Genomic DNA, 22,383 nt, shown 5'->3' on the forward strand with positions numbered 1-22,383 from the left:
TCGCGTCATAAGGTGGGTTTTGAGGCTTGATGGGTTTTGATTGAATGGTTGATTTGAAGGAAGGAATCCTGATCATTAGTGAAGGAATTGCCTGGGTGTAATGAAGGGGAAAAGGTTGCTTAAAGGGTTAGTGAAGGAATTAAATTTCTGAAAGCCTGAATCTTTTTCTGGAAAGCCTGTATCACTTTTTGAAACGATGGAATCAGTCACCTAAGTGAAGGAAATAAAAAACCGGTCAGCCTCTGCTTTTGCCGCAGAGGTTCTGGCCGGTTTTTAACTTTAATTTAAAATCAGCTGATAAAAATGAACGTCCTGCCATTCGCCGAATTTGAAGCCTACTTGTTTGAAGTTGCCGACAAATTCGAAACCGAAGCGCTCGTGAAGTCTGACGCTGGCTTCGTTCCCTCCGGTAATGCCCCCGATCACGACATGAAATTTGCGGTTTTTTGCTTCTTCAAGAATCGCTTCCATTAATTTTTTACCGATGCCTGCTCCCTGAAATTCAGGAGATATGTAAATGGACAGTTCAACCGTATCCATATAGGCTTCTTTATCGCGAAATGGGCTCAAGCTGCAGTAGCCGGCAACGTGGCCGTCTTTTTCAGCCACAATTAAGGGATAGCGGTCCTGGTAACGTCCGAACCACTCTTTTCTCTGCTCAAAGGTATGAGCTTTTAAGTCAAAGGTGGCAACGGTTTCTGCGACTGCCTGATTGTAAATGACGGTCATTTCATGAATATCTTTTTCTTCTGCTTTTCGTACAAAAACCATAATACCCTCCAAAAACGTTTCTTACTATTCTAAATCACAATATAAAAATTGAACAGCCGGCAGGATTTCCAGTTCAGTAAAAAGAATGGTAGTGAATAAAGAAAGGAGCGGTTTGATGAATAACCCTATTCAGCCAAAGATAGGCGGTACATTTATTCCGGTAAAAAACATTGAAGCTGCCCGTGATTGGTATTGCGATTTACTTGGTATGCAGGCTACGGATGAAATTGTTCACGGTCACTTGTATGTTGTGCGTTTGCAGGACGGGCACAACCTTATTCTCGACCAGAAAATTTATGCGAAACGAAAAAAGAACACAGTACCGCTTTTTCATTTCAACACAGACGACATTCAGCAAAGCCATCAGTACATACATGATTTTGAAGCGCATAATGTGAGCGAAATCGAATTTGATGAATTTTTTACATTCGAGGATCCTGATGGAAATGTTCTCATGATTTGCGAATGCAGTAATGACTAATTAAATCTTAACTAGCAATACTAAAGCTGATGAAGTTGTTCATCGGCTTTTTATTTTTGTTCACAGGATTAATAAAAACGCTCAGAGTTTTAATAAACAGATGCTTATTTATAACAAATTTTTCAATGTAAAATTTTGAATTCAAAATAAAGTCAAACATTCGCGCATTATTTGTCGAATTTCAGGGAAAGGGGTAATAAAACTTATGAAAGACAGGGGATGAATAATGGTCATCGATTTTACTGAAATCAACATGAAGATTAACCATATTTTTAATTCCCGAAAGCAGGAGATATCGGGAATTTCCTTCGATTCGAGACGAACTCAGGTAAATCATGCATTTTTCTGTTTAAAAGGCGAGGTTGCTGACGGACATGAATTTATAGATGAAGCCATTAAAAATGGGGCTGTGCTCATTGTCGGGACTGATTTTTCAAAGCTTCAGGAAGCCAGCCTGAAGAATTTAACCTCTACATTTGTTGTGGTCGGGGATGATCGTACAGCGCTTGCTGATTTTTCAATGCACTTTTATCAACATGCTCATAATAAGCTGAAAACAATTGCTGTCACAGGGACAAATGGTAAAACAACGGTAGCTGCCTTCGTAAAATCACTGTTTACACAAAGTGGGATTCCTACAGGATCAATTGGAACTACAGGTATTTTCTCATCCCGTGAGGAAATCGTGTATAAAAAAAGCACGCCGACTACCCCGGAAGCGCCTGACTTGCACAAAATCTTTCATAATCTTCGTGAGCGTAAAGACCAGGCAGCCGTTATGGAAGTTTCCTCGATTGCAGTCGATCAGAAGCGTGTAGAAGGCATCGAATTTGACGTTGCCATTCATACAAATCTTTCCCTAGAACACCTGGAATATCATAAAACATTTGAACATTACAAGATGTCTAAAATGAAACTATTTGATCAGACAAAAAAAGCGGTCGTGAATATTGATGATGACCATATGGGAGGAGACTTAGCCTCTGCTTTTAAAGGTGACCTGATCACCTACAGTCTTGATCGCCATTCAGGAGCCGACCTCATTGCAGATAACTGTCACGTTACAGAAGAAGGAACATCTTTCGAGCTGCTCGTAAATGGACAATCCTATCTGGTCAGATCATCTGTGTACGGAAACTATAATGTGCAAAATCTGCTGGCTGCTATTGGAGCAGGCCTTCATGCAGGACTTTCACTTGAGTCCATGCTACCTCATCTGTCCAGAATTGAAAATCCAAAAGGACGCTTTCAGGTAGTGGAACAGTATGGCAACCGGAAAATCATTATTGATTACGCTCATACGCCAGTTGCTTTAAACAGCCTTCTTGAGGAAGTGAAAAAACTTCCGCATCGAAGACTGATCGTCATGATCGCGGGAATCGGCATCCGGGATTTTGGTAAAATGCCGAAGATGGCCGAAACAGTCGAAGGGAAAGCAGACGAAATCATTGTTACAGTCGATCACCCTGGAGATCATGACCCTCAGAAAGTCGTTGATCAGGTCATGACAGGCTTCCGCTATCCCGACAATCCTTCGATTAATACTTCCTTAACCCGTAAAGAAGGAGTGTTAAAATCCTTATCACTGTCAGACGAAGGAGATGTCATCATTCTCTCAAGCGGCTGTATCAACGGAGCACAAATCGTCAAAGGAGAATACATTCCACACTCAGACGAAGACATCATCCAGTCCTATTTTAAACATCATGTACCTGCTAAAAAGAAAAAAGTATACCGGACTGAAAAAACAACAACATCCTAACACATAAAATAAAACAGCAGAACCACAATGCTTTCGTATTGTGGTTCTGCTGTTTTATTTTTAAAAAAAGTAATGACTTGCGCACATTTTCAAAGGTTTGGTGGCATCCGCAGCTAGACAAAAGAAAGCGAAGGATGCCCCCTGACCTGATTCTAAAAAAATTTAAATTACATCATTCAACGTTTTTACATCTATTCAACTAACCAAAAATCATTCAATCTCCATAGAAATTCATCGATTTTATCCCTCACACTCAACACCAAAAACAATATTTCCCCATTTTACAACCATCATCCCCATTCAGTACACTTCATGTAACAACTCGAAGGGATGTAATAATCATGATCAACAGAGCAGACCTATCAGTAGATATTGCCTTTATGGAGCTGCATGACCGGGCTCAGCTGCACACGTCCTATCACCCTGAATTCATCTTTGATTTTCTTCATTCGTACTGGGGTAACAAGACAAAAGCCATCGAAAGAAAACCATTTGGTTATCCGGGCGAACCGCTGTCTTCACGATTAACAAAATTGTATTACCGGGGATTCAATCACGATGGAAGAGAGTTTGATCTAGAGGTGCGTTTCATGAATACACTCGAGGATATTTTTATGGTTCCTTTATTGTTAAAGGATCTTCATATTCAACGGGTAAATGGAGAGAACTATGACACACCACTGCTATTGATCAATGTACATTTTCAAAGACAATTTTCGATCGGGAATGACGAAGGATACTTTATCAAAAGGAAGTACCGTGCCAATACCCCAGGTTTAAAACTCTCCCGCGACCTCCATATTATTTCCATCAACCTGCCTTGTTTCAAATTATATTATAAAAACAATAACATTGATTTTGAGGAACGATCTTCCAAGTGGTTATTAATGATGTCTGCAGTGAATCCTTCAGGGAAAATCAAATCTTCTACATATAATGATTTAGTAGCCTGTTCACGGGAAAGTGCTGAACTGGCAAAATTACTGTATGAATGGGAAAAAATGAATGATGATAAAGAGTTCTTTATTGAATATGAATATCGTCTTGGTGAGCTGAGACGCACAGCCAGTCAACTATCAGAGGAATGGAAGGAAGTGAAGAATGACGGATTATACGAAGAAATGAACTGGGTATAGAAGCCAATTGAATTTTCCTTCCAACTGAAAAGTATGCCATAATAACAAAGTGAGTAAAAATTCAGTTTATACATCAGGAGGGGAAATAGATGGCTCTTATTCTATTTGATTTGGATGGTACTTTAGTTGATTCCTCGGATCACTTAATAGAAGCACTTCATCTTGCACTTGAAGACATGCCTCATCTTGAGGATCCTTCAATAGAAACAGTCCGTTCTGCATATGGTCTGACAGGAAACGATTTCTGGGCAAAGGTTGTACCGGATGCAACAGCCCAGGAAATTACGATTATTAGAAAACGTCGCAGTATGTTTCTGGACCAGCTGGTAAAAGGAAAAAATATTTTATACCCTGGAGTCAGAGAAACGTTACAGGAACTAAAGGAGCGGGGACATATTTTATCAACAGCCTCCAACTGTGGAACGCATTACCTGGATATGGTGCTTGATTCACAGAATATACGTGAATTCTTCTCCAATCCGATCTGCCTCGGTACCATTAATGGCGAAAAGAAGGCAGATATATTGGAAGTGCACTTCGATCATTTCGAAGAAGAAGAAGCTATTATGGTGGGAGACCGTTATTCTGATATTGAAGCAGCCCGTGTACACAATATTCCGGTTGTTGCCTGCACATACGGATTTGGTAAACCTGATGAGTGGGAAAAGGCGGATTATCAGGTGGATCGAATTGAAAAAATACCTGAAATTCTCGCACGATAGGAGGAGTTCAGATGACACGATTTTTCTGTTCATGGAGCGGAGGTAAGGATTCCGCTCTTTCCTTTTATAAAATGCTTCAGCAACATCACGATCCAGCTTTTCTGTTAACGATGTTTGAAGAATCGGAACAGCGATCCAGATCGCATGCTATGCCTATGGAAGTCATTCAGGCTCAGGCTGATGCAGTGGGTGTTCCTTTAATTATAAAGGGAGCTTCCTGGGGAACGTATGAGGCGAAATTTTTAGAAGCACTTGAAGAAATGAAGAGTGACGAAGTTTATGACGGCGTGTTTGGAGATATTGATCTTGAGGATCATTTGAAATGGGTACAGGATACGTGTGCCAAAAAGTCAGTGACTGCTCATCACCCATTATGGAAATTAGAAAGACGAGACGTGCTGAATCAGTTACTTGAACATGGTTTTGAATGTATGATTATTGCGGTTCAGGACAGTAAACTTCCTGATACATTTCTAGGTCAGACGCTATCAGAAGATGTGATTCAACAGCTGGAATCATTCGGAGTGGATGCGTGTGGAGAAGAAGGAGAGTTTCATACTGTTGTTGTGGATGGCCCGATGTTTTCGCAGCGCCTATCACTTGTTGTGAATGGAATTCACCGTGAATCAGGTTATTCATTTGCTAAAGTGGAGCTTGTTAGATAATGAAGAGCGTATGTGGCTGAGTTAAGTTTATTAGGAATGAGCCTTAAAAACCGGGCCGGTGACATCCTTCGCTTTCCGCGGCCGCGCGGTGAACCAGCTAGTGCTGCGCACTACGCTGTTTCACCTGTCGCTTTACTGCCGCAGGAGTCTCCGGATGTCACCGGCCCTTTTTGTAGAATTTCATAACTATATTTTATATTAAAAATATTCAAGTTTTTGTAACATTTCCTTCAGTTTATAGCTAAGAACTCAAGGAATTTGTTTCAACTGGTTCATGAGATCATTAATATTCAACTGGTCCTTCTTCCGGCCGTTCGCCTCTTTGCAGTTCACGGATGGAAAGGCCAAATGGCATTTCAAAATGGGGGTAGTCTTTAAAGCCTCTGAAGTCGCCTCCCCAGTCAAAGCCAAGGTCTTTGGCGATTGCAACGACCTCCATCCAGTCGGATTCCCCATTTTCATTCCCGTCATATTCCAGGTCCCAAAGAACATCTTCTCCATCACGAATGGCAAAATCGATGGCCAGTCCAAAGTTGTGATAAGACTCTCCGCCACGGGCATAGGATACGATGTTTCCTTCTGTTGTGCGACCCTGTTCATAAATTTCATCCTGTTCTTCGAAGGATCGGAAATCATCTGTGATGATGATGTCGATTCCTCTTCCCGATGCTTCTTCTATTAACTGGTCGCGTTTTTCCGCAACGACCGGATGGAGACCCTGGGGTAAAGGCCGGTTTCTCAACTCTTCACGGTATTCCATTTCCTTATAAATCAACCATCCTGCAACTGCAACGATGGCTAAAACGATTGTGCTGTAAAGCAGCCTCACAATTGATCACCATCAATCGCCTGGCACGTTGGACAAAAATACAGCCTTCTTGAACCCGCAATGATTTTTTCGATCGGTGTTCCATCAATCCTGCATGATTGACCAGCCCGGGCAAAAACCCAATGGCGATAGGCGGACCTCTTTTGACCTTGTACCTTCAGTTTATTGGCAAGTTCAAGGTCATTAGTAATGCCACCGGTTTCGTAGGATTGTTTTGTTAAATGTAAAATGGCTTCAGCAGCCAGTCTTAACTGGATGTCTGTGCAGTCTTTTGGTCTTAGTGAAGGGTGAATCCTGGCTTTAAATAATATTTCGCTTCGCAAATAGTTCCCGTTCCCGGCAACAAATGCCTGATCGAGAAGTAGAGCAGTCCAGCGTCTTCCGGCAAATCTTTTATCTGTCATTCTCACAATCAGATCTTCTGCTGAAACTTTTTGATTGAGTACATCAGGTCCTGCTTTTGCGATAAAAGGATGAAGGTGAACCTCTTCATCTTTAAGCACTTCAATATCAGAGGCGCTGTATAAAAGAGCAGACTTCTTTTCTGTATGAACGGCAAGCCTCAGCTGACGACTCGTTTTCGGGTAGTTATAAGCATTTCTGACCACCCATTTTCCGTAGAGCTGATTGTGACTGTAAATCGTATAGCCGTTAGAGAAACGCATCAGCATGGCTTTGCCGACTGTTTCAACCCTCAACACTTTTTCACCGGCAAATAGAGGTTCATAATCCTGTAAATGTTCAAAAGCAAAAGACACCTCTAAAATGGTCTTTTGCTTAACGGCTTTTTCTATTTGATCAGCAGCACGTCTGATTTCAGGTCCTTCAGGCATAGTACCTCTTCCTTTTCTTAATTCTCCAGTTGAATTCTCTGCTTATATTTAAGAATTCGATATGCTGCATATCCATCACTGTATTTCCCATTCCCAAAGTTCACGGGTAATAGTGAGAATGCAGCAAAATAAACTGAGAAGTACGCATATTGATAATAAAAGACGTCAGGTTTAATAATATCCTGCATAATCAACACATTGATCAAAAGAATAGATCCAAGGTTGAAAATAACGCCACCGAGATGCACCAGACAGTGAGTCAGGCGATTACTTGTTTTTAAATCCGTATATTTACAAAAGGAATCTAAAAAATAAATGGTATGAACACTGATTGGACCTATACAGAAAAGTTTTTTCCCACGTCCAAGTGCGAATGTACATGTACCGCCAAAAATCTTGGCGAAAAACGCATGACCGAGTTGATGAATCAGAGAGACTGTAGGGAAGACAATTAAAAACGACCATAAAAAGGTCCACATATCTTTCAGTTGAAACATTATAACACCTTCTATTGTAATATTTCATTTGGCGATGGGTTGTCACTTCTATCCCCGTGTATTCCCAAATCTATCTAACAAAAACATCATTTTTGAAATTTCCTGAGAAAGTGGACAGGGAATGTGTGATCAAGTACGATTGATAAAAATCGGAAAGAAAAGGGTTGGGGCCGATGGACATCCAAACGGTACTGTCAACCATTATTGTGATGGGATTAATGATTGCTACAGGATCCATTTTTGCAATGAAGGTGAATGTAACGTCGGAAGTGAAATCCGTTTTAATTTTGCTCATTTTAAATATTGCGGTGCCTGCAGTTATTTTAAATGGTGTGTTCAGTGTGGATCTTACAGGTGGGGCACTCTCTGAAGCCGGGATTATATTCGGTATATCGATTGTTTATCATCTCGCAGCACTTGTGCTTGTTGGAGCGGCGGCTTATTTACTGAGACTTCGTTCAGTATTTGCTAAGAAAATGATGATCCTTGGAGCACTGGGGAATACAGGGTTTATTGGTATTCCTCTTGCTGCTGCTATATTTGGACCTGCAGGCGGTTTCCTCGCAGCGATCTTTGACGCGGGGCTCAGTCTGACGGTTTATACCATTGTTATCTATTTATTGCAGGCGGAAGGGAAATTTCACATCAGGCAGCTGAAAGCAGTTATTAATATGCCAGTTGGCGCAATCGTGATTGGTATATTGGCTGCGGTAAGCGGTTTTCAGCCACCGGGGATGATGATTCAATTTGTGGAAATGCTAGCAGCGCTGGCTGCACCCATGGCTATGCTTTATGTCGGAATGCTGCTGCCTCCTCTGCTTAAAAAGAAACGGGAAATTTTCTTTCCCGAACTATGGTTTCCTTTGTCCTTCAGGCTGATGGTGATTCCACTTTTAATGATGCTGATCCTTCAGCTGTTTTCATTTACCGGCTGGACAGCTCAGTTGATTGTGATTCAGACAGCGATGCCGACCGCAATGATTACCGCTGTGCTATTTTCAAAGTTTACGAGTGAAGAAGAGACAGCAGTGGTCACCATTTTTGCTTCCACACTGCTAAGCCTGATTACCATTCCTTTCATTGCATGGCTCATGATTTGACGGAGGGGTTTCTGTTGATGGAAAATGTGGTATGAGAACAGGAGAATGAAAGGAGAGGATCAAAGTGACAAATCAATTCACCGGTTATATTGGTACATATACAAGAAAGTCCAGTAAAGGTATTTATCAAATTGAACTGAATACAGAAACAGGATCACTTTCAGTAAAGGGAGTAGCAGCGAAAGGGGACAGCCCAACCTATGTAAACGCGGATCACTCGCAGGGCTATCTGTATGCCGTGGCACCTGGTGGTTTGTCAGCCTATCAAATCGACCAGCAGACGGGGGAACTGACGTATATCAATCACCTTAACGTAAAAGATGGTTCTCCTTGTCATCTAAGTGTGAGTCCTGACGGAAAGTTTGCAGCAGCTGCTTTTTACCATGACGGTACACTTGCGCTTTACAGCCGTGATCCGGAAACAGGCGCATTAAAGGAGCAACTTGATGTCGTGAAGCATGAAGGTGAAGGTCCTAACAAAGACAGACAGGATGCTGCACACACTCACTACAGCGGGTTTTCACCTGACGGGCGCTATATAGTCGCTGTTGATCTCGGAACAGACGAAATCATTTCCTATCGTTATCAGGAAGGAGCGCTGCAAGAGGCGTCTGTGTTCAAAACGGAAGCAGGAGCAGGGCCACGCCACCTAGTCTTCCACCCTGAACAGCCTCTGGCATACTGCATGACAGAGCTCAGCAATGAAGTGTTGACCCTTGCCTATGATAAAGAAACAGGAAACTTCCGACAGCTTCAGGCAATCCCAGCTATTCCGGGCGATTTCACTGAAAACAGTCAGGGAAGCGCGATTCATATCTCATCTGACGGTCGTTTCGTCTACGCAGGCAATCGTGGTCATAACTCCATCGCAGTCTACTCAGCGGATGAAAACAACGGTGAACTGACACATATTGAATACGTATCAACAGAAGGCAACTGGCCGCGTGACTTCGTCCTTGATCCAAGTGAAAAATATATCGTGGCATCCAATCAGGAAAGCGACAGTATCGTTCTCTTTAACCGAGATCCTGAAACAGGAAGACTCACATGGACAGGACAAAAAATCGAAGTACCGGAACCGGTATGCGTAAAATTTCTGAAGTGAAAATCTTTATATGACCATTCTGACATTACAGAGTATTTTTGATGAGAAACGAAAATTGAATGGCGTAGTAGACCCAAAATATTATATCTGAAAATTAGGTGGAACAATCACAAAACCAGGGCCCGACTTATAAAACCGAAAAAGCTGTACAGCACGATTCGCTGTACAGCTTTTCATTTACATTAAACAGGCTGATCTGCTTCAACCTTGGCAAGCTTCTTAGCCTGCTGTTTCTGCCATGCGATGGACACAGCCATTGTAATTAACAGGATGACCAGCCCAAGCATAAATGGATACAGGATATTGATATCAAACAATGCTCCTGCAATGGTTGGTCCGAGCACGTTTCCGATACTCATATAAGTATTATTCATACCCATTGCAAACCCCTGCTCGTTACCAGCAAGCTTTGATACAAGCGTTGTCAGTACCGGGCGCAGTAAAGAAGTTGCAAGGAAGACAATCAATGTAATGATGAAAAAGCTTACGTAAGTTGACGCAAACAGTGTCATTAAAAATCCTGCAGCAGCAACCCCAAGGAAGATATTTAGCGTTGTACCTTCACCGAAACGTCTGACTACACGCTCTACTACGAACAGCTGGACAATAACGCTGATTATCCCTGTTGATGTAATCATAAGGGCAATGTCTGCCGGTGATGCCCCGAATTGAATATCGACGAATAATCCGATCACTGTTTCGTATGCCAACAAACCGAAGCTCATGATCAGTGTGATGAACAGGGGGATGAAGTAGGGTTTCTTTACCGAAAGCGCAAGTTTCTTCAGAAGTGGATCGTCACCTTCCACGATTTCCGGACGTTCATGTTCTGCAAGGCTTTCTTCCAATACTACAATAGAGAAAATGACAGCCACTAGAGAAACAATAGCGGAAACGAGCAGAGGTGTTTTTAGTCCGAAGTCTGCCAGAAATCCACCGATTCCAGGTCCGATGACAATCCCGAGTGACATAGCAGCGGAGATGTAACTGTTTCCTTTTGCACGCTGATCGAGTGTTGTAATGTCAGCTACATAAGCGAAAATTGCAGGTACAAGAAGAGCCGCTCCAACCCCACCAATTACACGGGATGAATATAAAACCCAAAGGTTATCAGCAAGGTAAAAAATAAACATAGACAGTGTCAGACCTGCCAGACCATAGATAATCATTTTTCTACGGCCATATACGTCTGTCCACTTGCCGGCAATTGGTGACATAATCAGCTGCGCGCCGGCAAAAATCGCAATAATCAGTCCTGCTGCCTGACCGCCTTGACCAATTGACTCCAGATAAGCCGGCAGGATAGGAATAATAATTCCAAAGCTTCCGATAGCAATAAACATATTGATCATTAATATGATCATTTTTTTCTTTTGTTCCGCTCCCACGTTGATGCCTTCTTTCTCTATAAAATGTCCACAATTACAATGTCTTTTAGATATCCTAAATATGTTATACTCATCCATAACACCTGTCAATACATTTGCATATACATGAAAAATCGTACGAAAGTCTGTTTTTTCAGAAAATAAGTGATGATGTTTTTTATTCAGGACAAACGAATAAATAAAAAATGATATTTTTATTGCCAAAAAAGTTGTTATAGCAACCTTTTTTGATAAATCCCTTTAAATGGATGGTATTTCTAATTGACAACTGCACCGCACTATCATTTATACTGAAAAAGTCCTTTAAACTTTTCATTTTATTGGTAGTGAATTGGGTTTTGTCATATAAACATTCTACATAGAGAAATAGAGAGAGAGGATTAACGCAATGAGAATTACGATTGATCTGGAAGTTATACACGTGAAGCCTAGGGCTAAGTCACATCTTTCAAACGTCATTCATTTTACTGATGCAGCCGGAAACCGTTTCATTTGGACAACTGCTGTTGATAAGGGACTTGTAAAAGGTGAAAAAGTCGAAGCCCAGATTAGTGTCAATGAAGAGCTGTACGATGAAGAAGGTAAGTATGTCCGTATCAGCCATGTTGCCATTTTGAAAAAGATCGAGCAATTAAAAGAGACGACCTATACAAGAAAGCCTTTCAGTATCATGGACCGTCCCGGCAAGAAGGAAGAAAAGAAGAAGACGGAAGATCATGAATTATTGAATGATATTGAGAAAACACTTGCCTTATTGCGAAAAAAATAATGAATTGATTGAGTATCTTTTTATAAAGATACTCTTTTTTTATGTGTTTAGGAAATCTGACTTCAATCTTTCTGGAATCCTTGCTAAAATGGGAATGATTGATTTGAATAACAATTCCATTTATAAAGGAGCCTCAATATGAGTAAAGTTCTCGTTTTTGGACACAAAAATCCTGATACAGATACGATCACCTCTGCAATCGCCTACGCTTATTTAAAGCAACAGCTTGGAATGGATGCGGAAGCGGTACGTCTTGGTGAGATTAATGGTGAAACAGCTTATGCGCTGGAGACATTTAAAACAGAGCAGCCTAGACTGATTTCAAAAGCTTCAGAAGAAACGGGTCAGGTGATCCTTGTTGATCACAATGAACGTCAGCAAAGTGTTGAAGATATCAATGACGTGCAGGTGCTTGAAGTCATTGATCATCACAGAATTGCAAACTTCGAAACGAGTGATCCGGTTTATTTCAGAGCAGAGCCGGTTGGATGTACAGCTACGATTCTATTGAAGTTGTATAAGGAAAATGGTGTTGAGATTCCAAAAGAAATTGCAGGGCTGATGCTTTCAGCTATTATTTCTGACTCACTGCTTTTCAAATCTCCTACCTGCACAGAGCAGGACCGTAAAGCTGCGGAAGAACTGCAGTCGATTGCCGGAGTGAATACCGAAGAGTATGGTCTTGAAATGCTGAAAGCAGGAGCAGACCTGAGCGGCAAAACAGCGGATGAGCTTGTTTCTCTTGACGCAAAAGTCTTTGAAATGGGTGGACATGATGTTGAAATCGCACAGGTGAATGCCATTGACCCGAACGATATTCTTAGTCGTCAGGCTGAAATTGAAGAGGCGATGGACCGTGCAGTGGTAGATAAAAATCTTTCATTGTCGATCGTGGCGGTTACAGATATTTTAAACAGTGATTCCACCATTATTGTCCGTGGTGCTCATGCATCAAAAGCGGAAAAAGCATTTAATGTAACGTTATCAAATGGAACGGCATTACTTGCAGGTGTTGTATCACGTAAAAAGCAGATCGTTCCTGTGCTGACAGAAACGTTTAACGAAGAAGCATAAGCATTTTACGGACGGACTCTGAAACAGGGTCTGTCCTTTTTTGATGATGGGGAACGTGAGGTAAGAGTAGAGATTTGTGAGGATAGAGGAGAAGTTCATGAGGTTGTCAGGGAAGTTTGTGAGTTTCGGCGGCAGGTTCGTGAGCTTGTCAGAAAGTTTGCCAGTTCAGTGAAAAAAGGACTATGCGATTAACATGACATCTACTCAAAAAAACAGTGCTTGCCCTCGACAAAACAGGGAATACAGACCAAAAGGAGGGAACATCATGAGAATTCCGGAACATTTAGCTGAACTGGGCCGTAAACGAATAGAAGGGTTTCCAGTCGAAGGGTTTGTGTATGGGGAGGGCCCTGAACATCCCGCCTTAATGCTGGTTGGAGAAGCACCTGGAGAGACTGAAATACATAATGGAATTCCCTTTAGCGGCAGAGCAGGTGCCGAACTGATGAAGTCTCTCGATTTTCTTGGATTAACGAGGGAACAGGTGTATATCACGAGCGCGGTCAGAAGCCGCCCATATAAATGGGGTGAGAAGAGAACCAGAGATGGCGAAATCATCAAGCGGACTTATAATCGTACCCCAACTAAAAAAGAGATTCTGGCCCATGCGCCAATTCTTGATTATGAAATAAAGCATATTCAGGCTCCTATCATTGTGACACTCGGTAACATTGGTCTTCAGAGACTGGCCGGTAACGATAAAAAGGTAACGCAAATTCATGGACAGCTGATCGAACAGCCGGTGCAATATTTGCGGTCACTGGAAGACAAATCTTATCACTGGACAGACAGGTCATATAAAATCTTCCCGACCTTTCACCCGGCAGCTGTTTTTTACAATCGCAGTCTGGAGGAAAAGTTGATGGAGGATTTAAATACGTTAAAGAGAATGATAAAGAAGAGGTGATCAGATGGATAAAGAACAGCATAAAGCACTTGCTATACAACTATTTAATGCAGCCTGGGATTTAATAGACCAGTCTGAACGGACAGAGGATGAAACGCTGGAGATGATCAGACTTGCCCAGACTTCGAGATTTCACTGGGGAGAAGCGGGGACGCACGTCAACTGGTCAAGAGGAGACTGGCAGATTTCTCGTGCCTTTGCTGAGGCGGGAAATGGGGAACAGGCGCTGGTGTATGCCAGAGCAAATGAAAGGATATATCAGCAATACGGTCTTAATGATTTTGACGAGGCATTTGTGTATGAAGCTTTGGCACGGGCGTATTCACTATTGAATCAACCTGAAGAAATGCTGCAGGCTAAACAAACGGCGGAAGCATTCGCGCATTCCTGTAAGAATCAAAAAGACACAGCTTATATTCTCGAACAGCTGGAAAGCATTAAGATTCAGTAAAAATTACATTTTGATCGTTTAATTCTTAATTATTGTGGTATATTACATCATAGTGAAATAAATAGTCCCTAAAAAGGGGAGTAGCGACCTTTACCGGTCAATGAATCGTCATTACGGCAGAGAAGACCTGCTCGGTTCATTGAGCTCTTTAGTTGATTAAGAGTACGCAAGACCTTTTTATGAGTGCTCTGCTTTACAGGCCGAGATCTCATAAAAAGGTCTTTTTTATTTCCAATATCATGCAGAAATGATAGGTGTATTTTATTTCATAAAGGAGGAACTATTTTGGTTTTTGTATGGTTTATTCTTGCTGCAGCTGTTACGGTTTTTGCAGCAATTAAATTGTCGACTTATGCTGATGTCATCAGTACAAAAACAGCAATGGGCGGGCTTTTGGTAGGGACGCTTCTGCTGGCAGGGGCAACTTCGCTTCCGGAGGTAACGACGAGTTTATCTGCTGTCGTCATCGGTAATCCGGATATTGCAGTCGGAAACATGCTCGGTTCAAACTTATTTAATTTATTTATTATTGCGTGCTTTGACTTGTATTACAGACAGAGAAAACTGTTTTTAAATGCCAGTAATGATCATTTGTATACGGCTGGTCTTGGGCTTTTACTGACGATCATGGTTCTGATTTCACTTCTGCTGAAAATCGATGTTTCTGTATTTAATATCGGGCTTGATGCGTTAATCATTGCCATAGTCTATATTATTGGAATGGTCATTATCAGCAGACTTCCTAAAGCACCTGCTATTGAAGTGCCGGCAGAGCCTAAAGAGACAAAGGTTGATAAAAAGTCTGCTGAATTTACGATGTCAGTGAAACATGCCGTAATTGGCTTTATTGTAGCTGCAATCGTCATTATGGGAGCGGGTACGGTTCTATCGATAATGGGGGATGAGATCGCAGTTGTAACTGGACTCGGTTCAAGTTTTGTCGGAAGCTTCCTGATCGCAGCGACAACTTCTTTACCTGAGGCTGTATCGGTTCTCGTTGCGCTGAGATTGAGAAACGTTAATCTCGCTCTTGGGTCTATTCTCGGAAGTAACATTTTCAATATGTTGATTCTTGCAGGATCAGATATTTTCTATCGTGAGGGAGCCATTATTTCAGCGGTCTCCAATTCTCATATTGTAACGGCAGTAGCGGTTACCATTCTCTCTATTGTGATCATGGGATCTGTCCTGATGAAAAAAGCAGCTTCAACGTTTAAATATGTGCTGCCGTCCCTTATTATTATTGTCGGATATTTTGTTTCATCGTATTTGATTTTTATTACACAATAAAAAAACCGGTCGCATTCTTCTCTGAACAAGAGCTGAATGTGGCCGGCTTTTTTTATCATTGAAAATGGTTTTATAAATATTCTTCATAGCGCTTTTCCAGGTAATTCTGGAACACAGTCATCGCTGCGCAGATTGCCCAGTAAATAAGAGCGACCATAATGTACATCGTCATGAAATCAAATTCCCGTCCACCAACAATACGGGCTTTCTGGAAAATCTCAGGCACGGTAATGATCGCAGCCAGTGATGTAGCTTTGATAATATCCAGCTGTACGTTGGCAAGCGGTGGTGTAGCGGTTCTGATTGATTGAGGCAAAATGATGCCAAACATTGTCTGCCAGTAGCTCAGGCCAAGTGCTTTTGATGATTCCCATTGTCCTTTATCGACAGCTGACAGGGATGATCGTATAATTTCCGCGATATAAGCGGCACTATTGATACTGAAAGCGATCAGCGCTGCCTGCAGAGCCGGGATCTGGACACCAATGACCGGCATACCGAAGTACAGTAAGAAAAGAATAACCAGAATTGGAACACCGCGCATAAACGAAATATACGTTCTCGCAGGCCATCTGAGAAATGAATACTTTGACGTTCTCGCTAAAGCAATAAAAAAACCGAGAACGAGACCGGCTGCCATACTGACGAGAGAAATGAGCATGGTGTAACCAATACCGGAAATAACAAAAGGGAATGATTCCCATGCTAATTGTGGATCAAACAGTAAATCCCATCGAATATCGCCCATTGTCCCGCTCCTTTCAACGTTTACTCTTCAAAATCAATATTCGGTTCCTGTGTTACATCCTCACCCGCAAAGAATTGTGCTGAAATGTCAGCAATCGTGCCATCTTCAAGCATTTCATCTAGAACACGGTTGACATTCTCGATCAGCTCTTCATTTTCCGGGTTCATCACCATACCTACCTCGGATGGGCTGTACTGAAGATTCGGGTGAATTGTCAAACCAAGATCAGGGAATGCTTCAAGCGCAAGTGTCTGCAAATAATAGTCATTCAGGATCACGTCTGTATTTCCGACTGACACATCACGTAAATATTGTTCATTGGTCGCATTGTCGTAAATCACTTCTTCTGCTCCGTATTCACGGGCCAGATCCATATAAACGGATGTTGCTGCGCCAGCCGCACGCTTGCCGGCCAGATCTTCAAACGTTTCGATTCCAGACAGATCATCCTCGCGAACGATCGCTGTTCCGTAAGAATACTTAATCGGTGTCGTAAAAGCGAAATCCTCGGCGCGGTCCTCAGTGATTTCAATATCATTAGAGGCAAGGTCAACCTGGCCTGTGTTAACGGCAGTCAGCATTCCGTCAAAGCCGATTTCCTCCCATTCCACCTCAAGCTCAAGCCGTTCAGCCAGCTCTTTGACGACCTCCACTTCAAAGCCGGTCAGCTCTTCTGTTTCCTCATCATAATAAGAAGTCGGGTATAAAGTGCCGGACGTGGCAACCTTCAGGACACCCTCCTCCTGAATCGTATCCCACGCAGTCGCTGATTCATTCGAACCAGAGGAGCCGCATGCTGTTAAAAGGGCAACTGAAAGCATGCCAGCTGTCAAAGCCCGCTTTTTAAAAGGGTATTTTGCGTTCAAGGTACATCCTCCTCAAATATTAATCCTTTAAAACCATAGCATTTCAGTAGGTTTTTCACAAGGAAAAGATATGCTCTCAAAGTGCTGGTAAATAAGGGTTTGTGAGTGAATAATCAGTCATTTTATCTCGTGCTGAAATAGAGTAGGGGGTATAACAGGCTTCGTTCACTTGGACAATGAACAAGGGGTGGCCTGAAAAAGGCATCATGTGTTAGAAAAAGTGGGATTTCATCTGCTGCTCAATCGACCGGCTAATTAAAAAAACGGGTCCTCCATGCAGGAGAGACCCGGCCTCTGTTCAGTCTAACGGATAAACAACACCAATCTGCTTTCTGATTGCCTCCATCAGTTCAACAGTCAATAAAGATCGTTCGTGGGTGTTGACAGATGACTCAATCGCGCCGCTTTCGTATGTACGGATAAATTCTTCCACTTCATACGCCATCGGAGGTTTGGATTGTGCTACTGAGAGATCCGTCACACCATCCTGCTTTGACATCAGGCTTACTTTTTCAGGAGAGCTGATATGGTCAATATGAAGAGCAGCTTTCTCACCGGAAATCTCGCTTGCAAGAAAACTGTCTGCAACTTTGGAATAACTTAATGTGACGTTCATCTCATCGTACGAGAGCAGCACCATACCCTGTCCATCTACACCCGTGGACAAATTGGTACTGATCGCATGTACTTCATTGGGTCTGCCGAATAATGTCACGATCGGATAAAGCGTATAGACGCCTAGGTCCATTAAAGATCCGTTTGCCAGATCCGGCTTGAAAGCGTTCAGTACTTCGCCTGCTTTAAATTTGTCGTACCTGGAAGAGTATTGCCCGTAATGAGCGCGCACCTGTCTGATGTCTCCAAGTAGGGGCAGTGATTCCTGGATCTTCTGAAAGTTTGGCATGACAGTTGATTTCATTGCTTCCATCAAAAGAACATTTTCTTTTCCCGATACGCTGATCATCTTTTCAGCCAGCGCTTTTGTAGCAGTTAAAGGCTTTTCGCATAAGACAGGAATGCCGGCCTCCATACATTCAATCGCCTGTTCATGATGAACGGCATTTGGTGTCGCCAGATAAACAGCATCAATCTCTCCGCTGTGACACATGTCCGTGATCGACTCATAGGTATGTGTCAGATCATTTTTTTCTGCGAATTTTTTTGCGGTCTCAAGCCTTCTTGAACAAACAGCGGTAACACTTGCTCCATCCAGTGTGCGGGCCGCTTCTATAAATGATTCTGTAATCCAGTTTGTTCCGATTACGCCGAATCTCATCATTAATCATCCTTTCTATGTATACCTGTTGAACAGTTTACATGGTAAACTCCGTCAAAAACAACATTTACATGCGTCAAAAGGGTGTGATGAGGGTATAGAAAGAGAATAATACTTTGGTGAAACCTGTTCGCCATTGATGCGTATGAATACTACACCAGGACTAAAGGGAGATTGCGATGGAACCATTTATTTCAAATCATCAATTCAATATAATCAAACATCAACTTACGGGCATGCAGCGCCAGGTAATTGGCACAACGGATCAGGGTGTCCGTACGGCTGTAAAAGAGATGGCAGAGGCGAAAGTGATGGAGAGCTTTGACGATCTCACTTCAGAACAGGAAACCCTACTTTCAACAATTTCCTCACTCGGGACTGAGGAAGAACGTAACGCATTTCTGTTATCACTGTTTCCATACAGAAAATCCTTTCCGGCGATGACACCGGCTGATTTGCGTGGTCTTTTTCCTAAGGTGAAGAAGCTCAGTATCCCTGACCTGAATACGATTGATTTCAAAGGACTTACGTATCTCGGTTGGAAAGACATTGGTCAGGATAAACAATATTTTGTCTATCCCATAAATGGTAAATTAACCGGCATACAAGGCAGATATGTCATTTCTGCAAAGAAAGGTCTATGTCATTTTTGTGGGCGCTTTGGGGATATTGCATTTACGAGCATTCAGACAAAAGCCGGTCAGCAGGATCCATACAAGGCATTTGGCCACTACATTTGCTACGACAGTAAAGAATGTAATCAATCTATACAAAATACGGAATCACTCGAAGGTTTTTTACGCCAGGTAGTGAAAATGTAATTGAGGTGACCATTCATGAAGGTGGAAGATCAAATCAAATCTTTTGTAGCGATTTATGAACAGCTTCGAAAAAAATACCGTTGGCGGGCAAACAATCAGTCATTAATTATGATTGCCGGGCAGCTGGCAGCGCACGAAAAACCTTTTCAGCTCAATGAGTTTATCCGTCTTGTTGATTTCATAAAGGATGAATCAAGTGCCTTTTCCTACGTACAGTCAACGGATTTAAGATTTATGCTGGCGGGTCTGCTGTGGGCTGAGTATGAAGATCCTCAAAGTGCCTATCCTGACATGATGCAAATCTATGAAAAACTGATCGAAGGTGGCTTTAAAAGGAGTCCACACGCTTACATTGCTGCCTATGCCCTGTTCAGTTCTTTAAAAGATGGGGATGATGCTGATGAGCATGTAGAACGATCCATCAATATGTATAAAGGAATTAAAGAAAAGCATTTTTTCCTGACCTCACATGAAGATTACCCGCTCTCCGTTTTGCTTGCTGAAGAAGAGGGAGAGCAGGAAGAACTTCTCGATGATATGTCTTATTACTATGACCAGCTTCACATCGTACTGGCAAAGGGCAATAACAGACAATTTCTGTCTCAGATTCTTACATACGGACGTCAGGATAACCGCCAGCTGCTCGTGCAGAACACGGTTACCTGGCTTGATGACCTGAGACAGAACAAGATGAAGCTCCGCGGGAACCATTTGCCGGTGGTTGGCGTTTTAGCACTGGCTGGGAGACCGTCTGATCTGCTGCCGGAAGTGAAAGATGTTTTTGAAAACCTCGTCAGCCATAAGCAATTCAAGTGGCATCGGGATCTATGCTTCATGGTTGCCGTACGCTTTGTTGTACAGAAGCAGGCGGAGGAAAACCGCTTTTTGGATGTCGGTCTGGCTACAACGATTGAATCCATTTTGCAGGCACAACAGGCAGCGACCTTTGCTGCGATTTCAGCATCGGCAGCAGCTGCAGCAAGTTCATCAAGCGATTAAATACAGAGACGGGGAACTAATATGAGACTGATTTGTTTGCAGCACGTCTGGTACGATGACGCAGGCTATTTAGAAGAGTGGGTAAAAGTATGGGGGTGCAGCCTTCATTACTTTGACGCAAAAGAGCCTGAACAATATCCGGAGCTTGAAGATGAAGATGTCCTTGTTGTTCTTGGAGGTCCGATGAGTGTCATGGATCTGCCTGATACTGAATGGATGCAGAAGGAAGTGGCTTATATTGAAAAAGCACTTCAGCACGGGTATAAGGTGATCGGAATTTGCCTCGGTTCTCAGCTGCTTGCTCATATTCACGGCACAGAAGTTCATACGCTTCCCAAGTATGAAATGGGGTGGGCTGAGATTAACTGGGACCACGGCTTTTTGGAGGACTTTGATGTGGAGGACATGGACATCCCGATGTTTCACTGGCACAGCGATCTGTATGAGCTTCCAGAATGTACAAAACCGCTTGGCAAAACGGATCTGACACCTGTTCAGGGATTTTATACAGATCAGGTACTGGCGTTTCAATTCCACCCTGAAATGACAGTGAAGGGGATTCAGCAGCTGATTGACCATGATCATCAGGAAATTGAGCAGAGAGATACGTCTGTTGAAATTGAAGAGCCGCGTGCAGATCCGGGTTTCGTTGAACAAAGTCATAACCGTTTCCAACCGATACTCGAAAAATTTCTCGGCGTATCCGGTGAAAAAAAGATTGATTAGGGGTAGACATCTTTTTGAATTGTGTATACAATAAGAATGAGATTCATTCTCAACTAAAAATAAACGAATCGTCGCTGATTCTTAACACAACTTCTGCAGCAAAGTTTCGATTCGCACCGTCACCTTGCTGCCAGGAAGAATAAAAGCGACACCCCCTCTATTGAGCCGGAGCCTGCCGACACACAGACTCCGGCTATATTTGTGTGTAGAAAAGCGGAAGTTCGCGTTTAGCGGCGTATGCGGTGGACTGAGGCGATTAAGATAAAGGAAACACGGAGAGCGTCAGCGAGCCGATGTTGACTTATCGAAATGAGCAGAGGGAAGCGCACTAGCCGCTGCTAACTGTAGCTGGACACGAAGAAAAGCGGAGGCGACTTGCTCAGCCCCGACAAGCATAAGGCGAAGATGAAAAGAGGGCTGACCTTTGCCCGAGTTCATCTTTGACTTATGACCTCGAGGGCTAGTCGCTGCAGCTGGACAACAAGAAAAGCGAAAGTTCGCGTTTAGCAACTTATTCGAGTTATTTAACTACTCTTTCGGGTTATTTGACCACTCTTTACACTTATTTGACCACTTTCGATTGTTATTTAACTACTCTCAGCCCTTATTTAACCACTCTCACAAAATATCCCGGCGCAGGCCGGGGGCTCTTGAAGATTTTGAGTAATCTAGCGCGATCCTGCGTCCAGGTACAGGATTGCGAGCGGCCATTCCCATTGATTGGACAACTTTTTGCTGGTATTTGTCAACGCTATGGCGTTATTGAACAACTCTTTTGCATTATTTAACAACTTCATCCGTTTATTTGACAACTCTTATTCATTATTTAACGACTCTCAAAAAAGTTATCCTGTTAAGACTACGGATGAGAATGAACTTCTCCTTTTTATCATCTTCCCCTTGCTTCTTCCGGCAAAATAAGGTAGGCTATACAACAACATTAATTTTTCTGACAATTTCATATCTTATCGAGAGAGGTTGAGGGACTGGCCCTTTGACGCCTCAGCAACCAGCTATTTATAGCCCGGTGCTAATGCCAGCAGGCGTATGCCTGAATGATAAGAGGACCTTACACGTAAAGAACCTTCTCTTATCATCATAGATTAGGTTCTTTTTTATTGACCAAAAACATAAAGATTGAATCCCGGTTTGAAAGGAATGAGGAAG

The 22,383-nt window shown here is 42.6% G+C and carries 23 protein-coding genes and 1 riboswitch; of the genes, 15 read left to right on the forward strand and 8 right to left on the reverse strand.

The genetic code is table 11. From position 1 onward, the window contains the following. Positions 1-279: 279 nt before the first annotated feature. Positions 280-771 carry a GNAT family N-acetyltransferase gene (locus E2491_RS08100; RefSeq protein ID WP_134374795.1) on the reverse strand — a complete coding sequence of 164 codons (492 nt, stop codon included), beginning with the start codon at positions 769-771 and terminating at the stop codon, positions 280-282. Positions 772-886: 115 nt separating this feature from the next. Here E2491_RS08100 and E2491_RS08105 point away from each other — a divergent pair, with 115 nt between their 5' ends. The 5 genes from E2491_RS08105 (at position 887) to E2491_RS08125 (ending at position 5,537) form a co-directional block, all read left to right on the forward strand. Then, a complete protein-coding gene (locus E2491_RS08105) occupies positions 887-1,252 on the forward strand; it encodes a VOC family protein (RefSeq protein ID WP_134374797.1) in 366 nt (121 codons plus the stop codon). A 226-nt stretch (positions 1,253-1,478) separates the two neighbouring features. Next, positions 1,479-3,014 carry a UDP-N-acetylmuramoyl-L-alanyl-D-glutamate--2,6-diaminopimelate ligase gene (locus E2491_RS08110; RefSeq protein ID WP_134374799.1) on the forward strand — a complete coding sequence of 512 codons (1,536 nt, stop codon included), beginning with the start codon at positions 1,479-1,481 and terminating at the stop codon, positions 3,012-3,014. A 341-nt stretch (positions 3,015-3,355) separates the two neighbouring features. Continuing rightward, positions 3,356-4,150: a hypothetical protein gene (locus E2491_RS08115; RefSeq protein WP_134374801.1), complete on the forward strand. Its 795-nt coding sequence runs from the start codon at positions 3,356-3,358 to the stop codon at positions 4,148-4,150. A gap of 89 nt (positions 4,151-4,239) precedes the next feature. Beyond that, positions 4,240-4,872 carry an HAD family hydrolase gene (locus E2491_RS08120; RefSeq protein ID WP_134374803.1) on the forward strand — a complete coding sequence of 211 codons (633 nt, stop codon included), beginning with the start codon at positions 4,240-4,242 and terminating at the stop codon, positions 4,870-4,872. An 11-nt stretch (positions 4,873-4,883) separates the two neighbouring features. Then, positions 4,884-5,537 carry a Dph6-related ATP pyrophosphatase gene (locus tag E2491_RS08125; RefSeq protein WP_134374805.1) on the forward strand — a complete coding sequence of 218 codons (654 nt, stop codon included), beginning with the start codon at positions 4,884-4,886 and terminating at the stop codon, positions 5,535-5,537. A gap of 283 nt (positions 5,538-5,820) precedes the next feature. On the opposite strand, the gene E2491_RS08130 is transcribed toward E2491_RS08125, so the two are convergent. The 3 genes from E2491_RS08130 to E2491_RS08140 all read right to left on the reverse strand — a co-directional run bounded on the left by E2491_RS08130 (position 5,821) and on the right by E2491_RS08140 (position 7,696). After that, entirely contained in the window at positions 5,821-6,297 is a 477-nt protein-coding gene (locus tag E2491_RS08130; protein WP_134374849.1) for a M15 family metallopeptidase, read from the reverse strand. Positions 6,298-6,362: 65 nt separating this feature from the next. After that, positions 6,363-7,199: an endonuclease VIII gene (gene nei, locus E2491_RS08135; RefSeq protein WP_134374807.1), complete on the reverse strand. Its 837-nt coding sequence runs from the start codon at positions 7,197-7,199 to the stop codon at positions 6,363-6,365. Positions 7,200-7,216: 17 nt separating this feature from the next. Next, on the reverse strand, positions 7,217-7,696 hold the full coding sequence (locus E2491_RS08140) for a hypothetical protein (protein ID WP_134374809.1): 480 nt from the start codon (positions 7,694-7,696) through the stop codon (positions 7,217-7,219). A 173-nt stretch (positions 7,697-7,869) separates the two neighbouring features. Here E2491_RS08140 and E2491_RS08145 point away from each other — a divergent pair, with 173 nt between their 5' ends. Beyond that, on the forward strand, positions 7,870-8,796 hold the full coding sequence (locus tag E2491_RS08145) for an AEC family transporter (protein WP_134374811.1): 927 nt from the start codon (positions 7,870-7,872) through the stop codon (positions 8,794-8,796). Between the two features lie 58 nt (positions 8,797-8,854). After that, on the forward strand, positions 8,855-9,901 hold the full coding sequence (locus E2491_RS08150; protein ID WP_134374813.1) for a lactonase family protein: 1,047 nt from the start codon (positions 8,855-8,857) through the stop codon (positions 9,899-9,901). A gap of 182 nt (positions 9,902-10,083) precedes the next feature. On the opposite strand, the gene E2491_RS08155 is transcribed toward E2491_RS08150, so the two are convergent. Continuing rightward, positions 10,084-11,367: an MFS transporter gene (locus E2491_RS08155; RefSeq protein WP_371414462.1), complete on the reverse strand. Its 1,284-nt coding sequence runs from the start codon at positions 11,365-11,367 to the stop codon at positions 10,084-10,086. A 310-nt stretch (positions 11,368-11,677) separates the two neighbouring features. Here E2491_RS08155 and E2491_RS08160 point away from each other — a divergent pair, with 310 nt between their 5' ends. The 5 genes from E2491_RS08160 to E2491_RS08180 all read left to right on the forward strand — a co-directional run bounded on the left by E2491_RS08160 (position 11,678) and on the right by E2491_RS08180 (position 15,780). Beyond that, complete coding sequence (locus tag E2491_RS08160) at positions 11,678-12,058, forward strand: hypothetical protein (protein WP_134374815.1); 381 nt, start codon at positions 11,678-11,680, stop codon at positions 12,056-12,058. Between the two features lie 138 nt (positions 12,059-12,196). Further along, positions 12,197-13,132 carry a manganese-dependent inorganic pyrophosphatase gene (locus tag E2491_RS08165; protein ID WP_134374817.1) on the forward strand — a complete coding sequence of 312 codons (936 nt, stop codon included), beginning with the start codon at positions 12,197-12,199 and terminating at the stop codon, positions 13,130-13,132. Between the two features lie 265 nt (positions 13,133-13,397). Then, positions 13,398-14,039, forward strand: coding sequence for a uracil-DNA glycosylase (locus E2491_RS08170; protein WP_134374819.1), 642 nt, complete (start codon positions 13,398-13,400; stop codon positions 14,037-14,039). A 4-nt stretch (positions 14,040-14,043) separates the two neighbouring features. Next, entirely contained in the window at positions 14,044-14,490 is a 447-nt protein-coding gene (locus E2491_RS08175) for a hypothetical protein (protein WP_134374821.1), read from the forward strand. A 285-nt stretch (positions 14,491-14,775) separates the two neighbouring features. Next, positions 14,776-15,780 (forward strand): sodium:calcium antiporter, encoded by a 1,005-nt coding sequence (locus tag E2491_RS08180; protein WP_134374823.1) that lies wholly within the window; start codon positions 14,776-14,778, stop codon positions 15,778-15,780. A gap of 70 nt (positions 15,781-15,850) precedes the next feature. Here E2491_RS08180 and E2491_RS08185 read toward each other — a convergent pair whose 3' ends face one another. From E2491_RS08185 to E2491_RS08195, 3 genes are all read right to left on the reverse strand, one after another. Then, positions 15,851-16,528 (reverse strand): amino acid ABC transporter permease, encoded by a 678-nt coding sequence (locus tag E2491_RS08185; protein WP_134374825.1) that lies wholly within the window; start codon positions 16,526-16,528, stop codon positions 15,851-15,853. Between the two features lie 20 nt (positions 16,529-16,548). After that, positions 16,549-17,349: a transporter substrate-binding domain-containing protein gene (locus E2491_RS08190; RefSeq protein WP_134374853.1), complete on the reverse strand. Its 801-nt coding sequence runs from the start codon at positions 17,347-17,349 to the stop codon at positions 16,549-16,551. A 343-nt stretch (positions 17,350-17,692) separates the two neighbouring features. Next, positions 17,693-18,673, reverse strand: a complete 981-nt coding sequence (locus tag E2491_RS08195) for a Gfo/Idh/MocA family protein (protein WP_134374827.1) — start codon at positions 18,671-18,673, stop codon at positions 17,693-17,695. 176 nt (positions 18,674-18,849) lie between these two features. On the opposite strand from E2491_RS08195, the gene E2491_RS08200 reads away from it, so the two are divergent. The 3 genes from E2491_RS08200 to E2491_RS08210 are packed head-to-tail and all read left to right on the forward strand — an operon-like array spanning position 18,850 to position 21,216. Then, positions 18,850-19,491, forward strand: coding sequence for a FusB/FusC family EF-G-binding protein (locus E2491_RS08200; protein ID WP_134374829.1), 642 nt, complete (start codon positions 18,850-18,852; stop codon positions 19,489-19,491). 15 nt (positions 19,492-19,506) lie between these two features. After that, on the forward strand, positions 19,507-20,490 hold the full coding sequence (locus E2491_RS08205; RefSeq protein WP_134374831.1) for a DUF4003 family protein: 984 nt from the start codon (positions 19,507-19,509) through the stop codon (positions 20,488-20,490). 21 nt (positions 20,491-20,511) lie between these two features. After that, positions 20,512-21,216 carry a type 1 glutamine amidotransferase gene (locus E2491_RS08210; RefSeq protein WP_134374833.1) on the forward strand — a complete coding sequence of 235 codons (705 nt, stop codon included), beginning with the start codon at positions 20,512-20,514 and terminating at the stop codon, positions 21,214-21,216. A gap of 962 nt (positions 21,217-22,178) precedes the next feature. Next, a riboswitch (SAM riboswitch) is annotated at positions 22,179-22,281 on the forward strand. Positions 22,282-22,383: the final 102 nt, after the last annotated feature.

It is taken from the genome of Jeotgalibacillus sp. R-1-5s-1, assembly GCF_004405105.1.
Lineage (GTDB): Bacteria > Bacillota > Bacilli > Bacillales > Jeotgalibacillaceae > Jeotgalibacillus.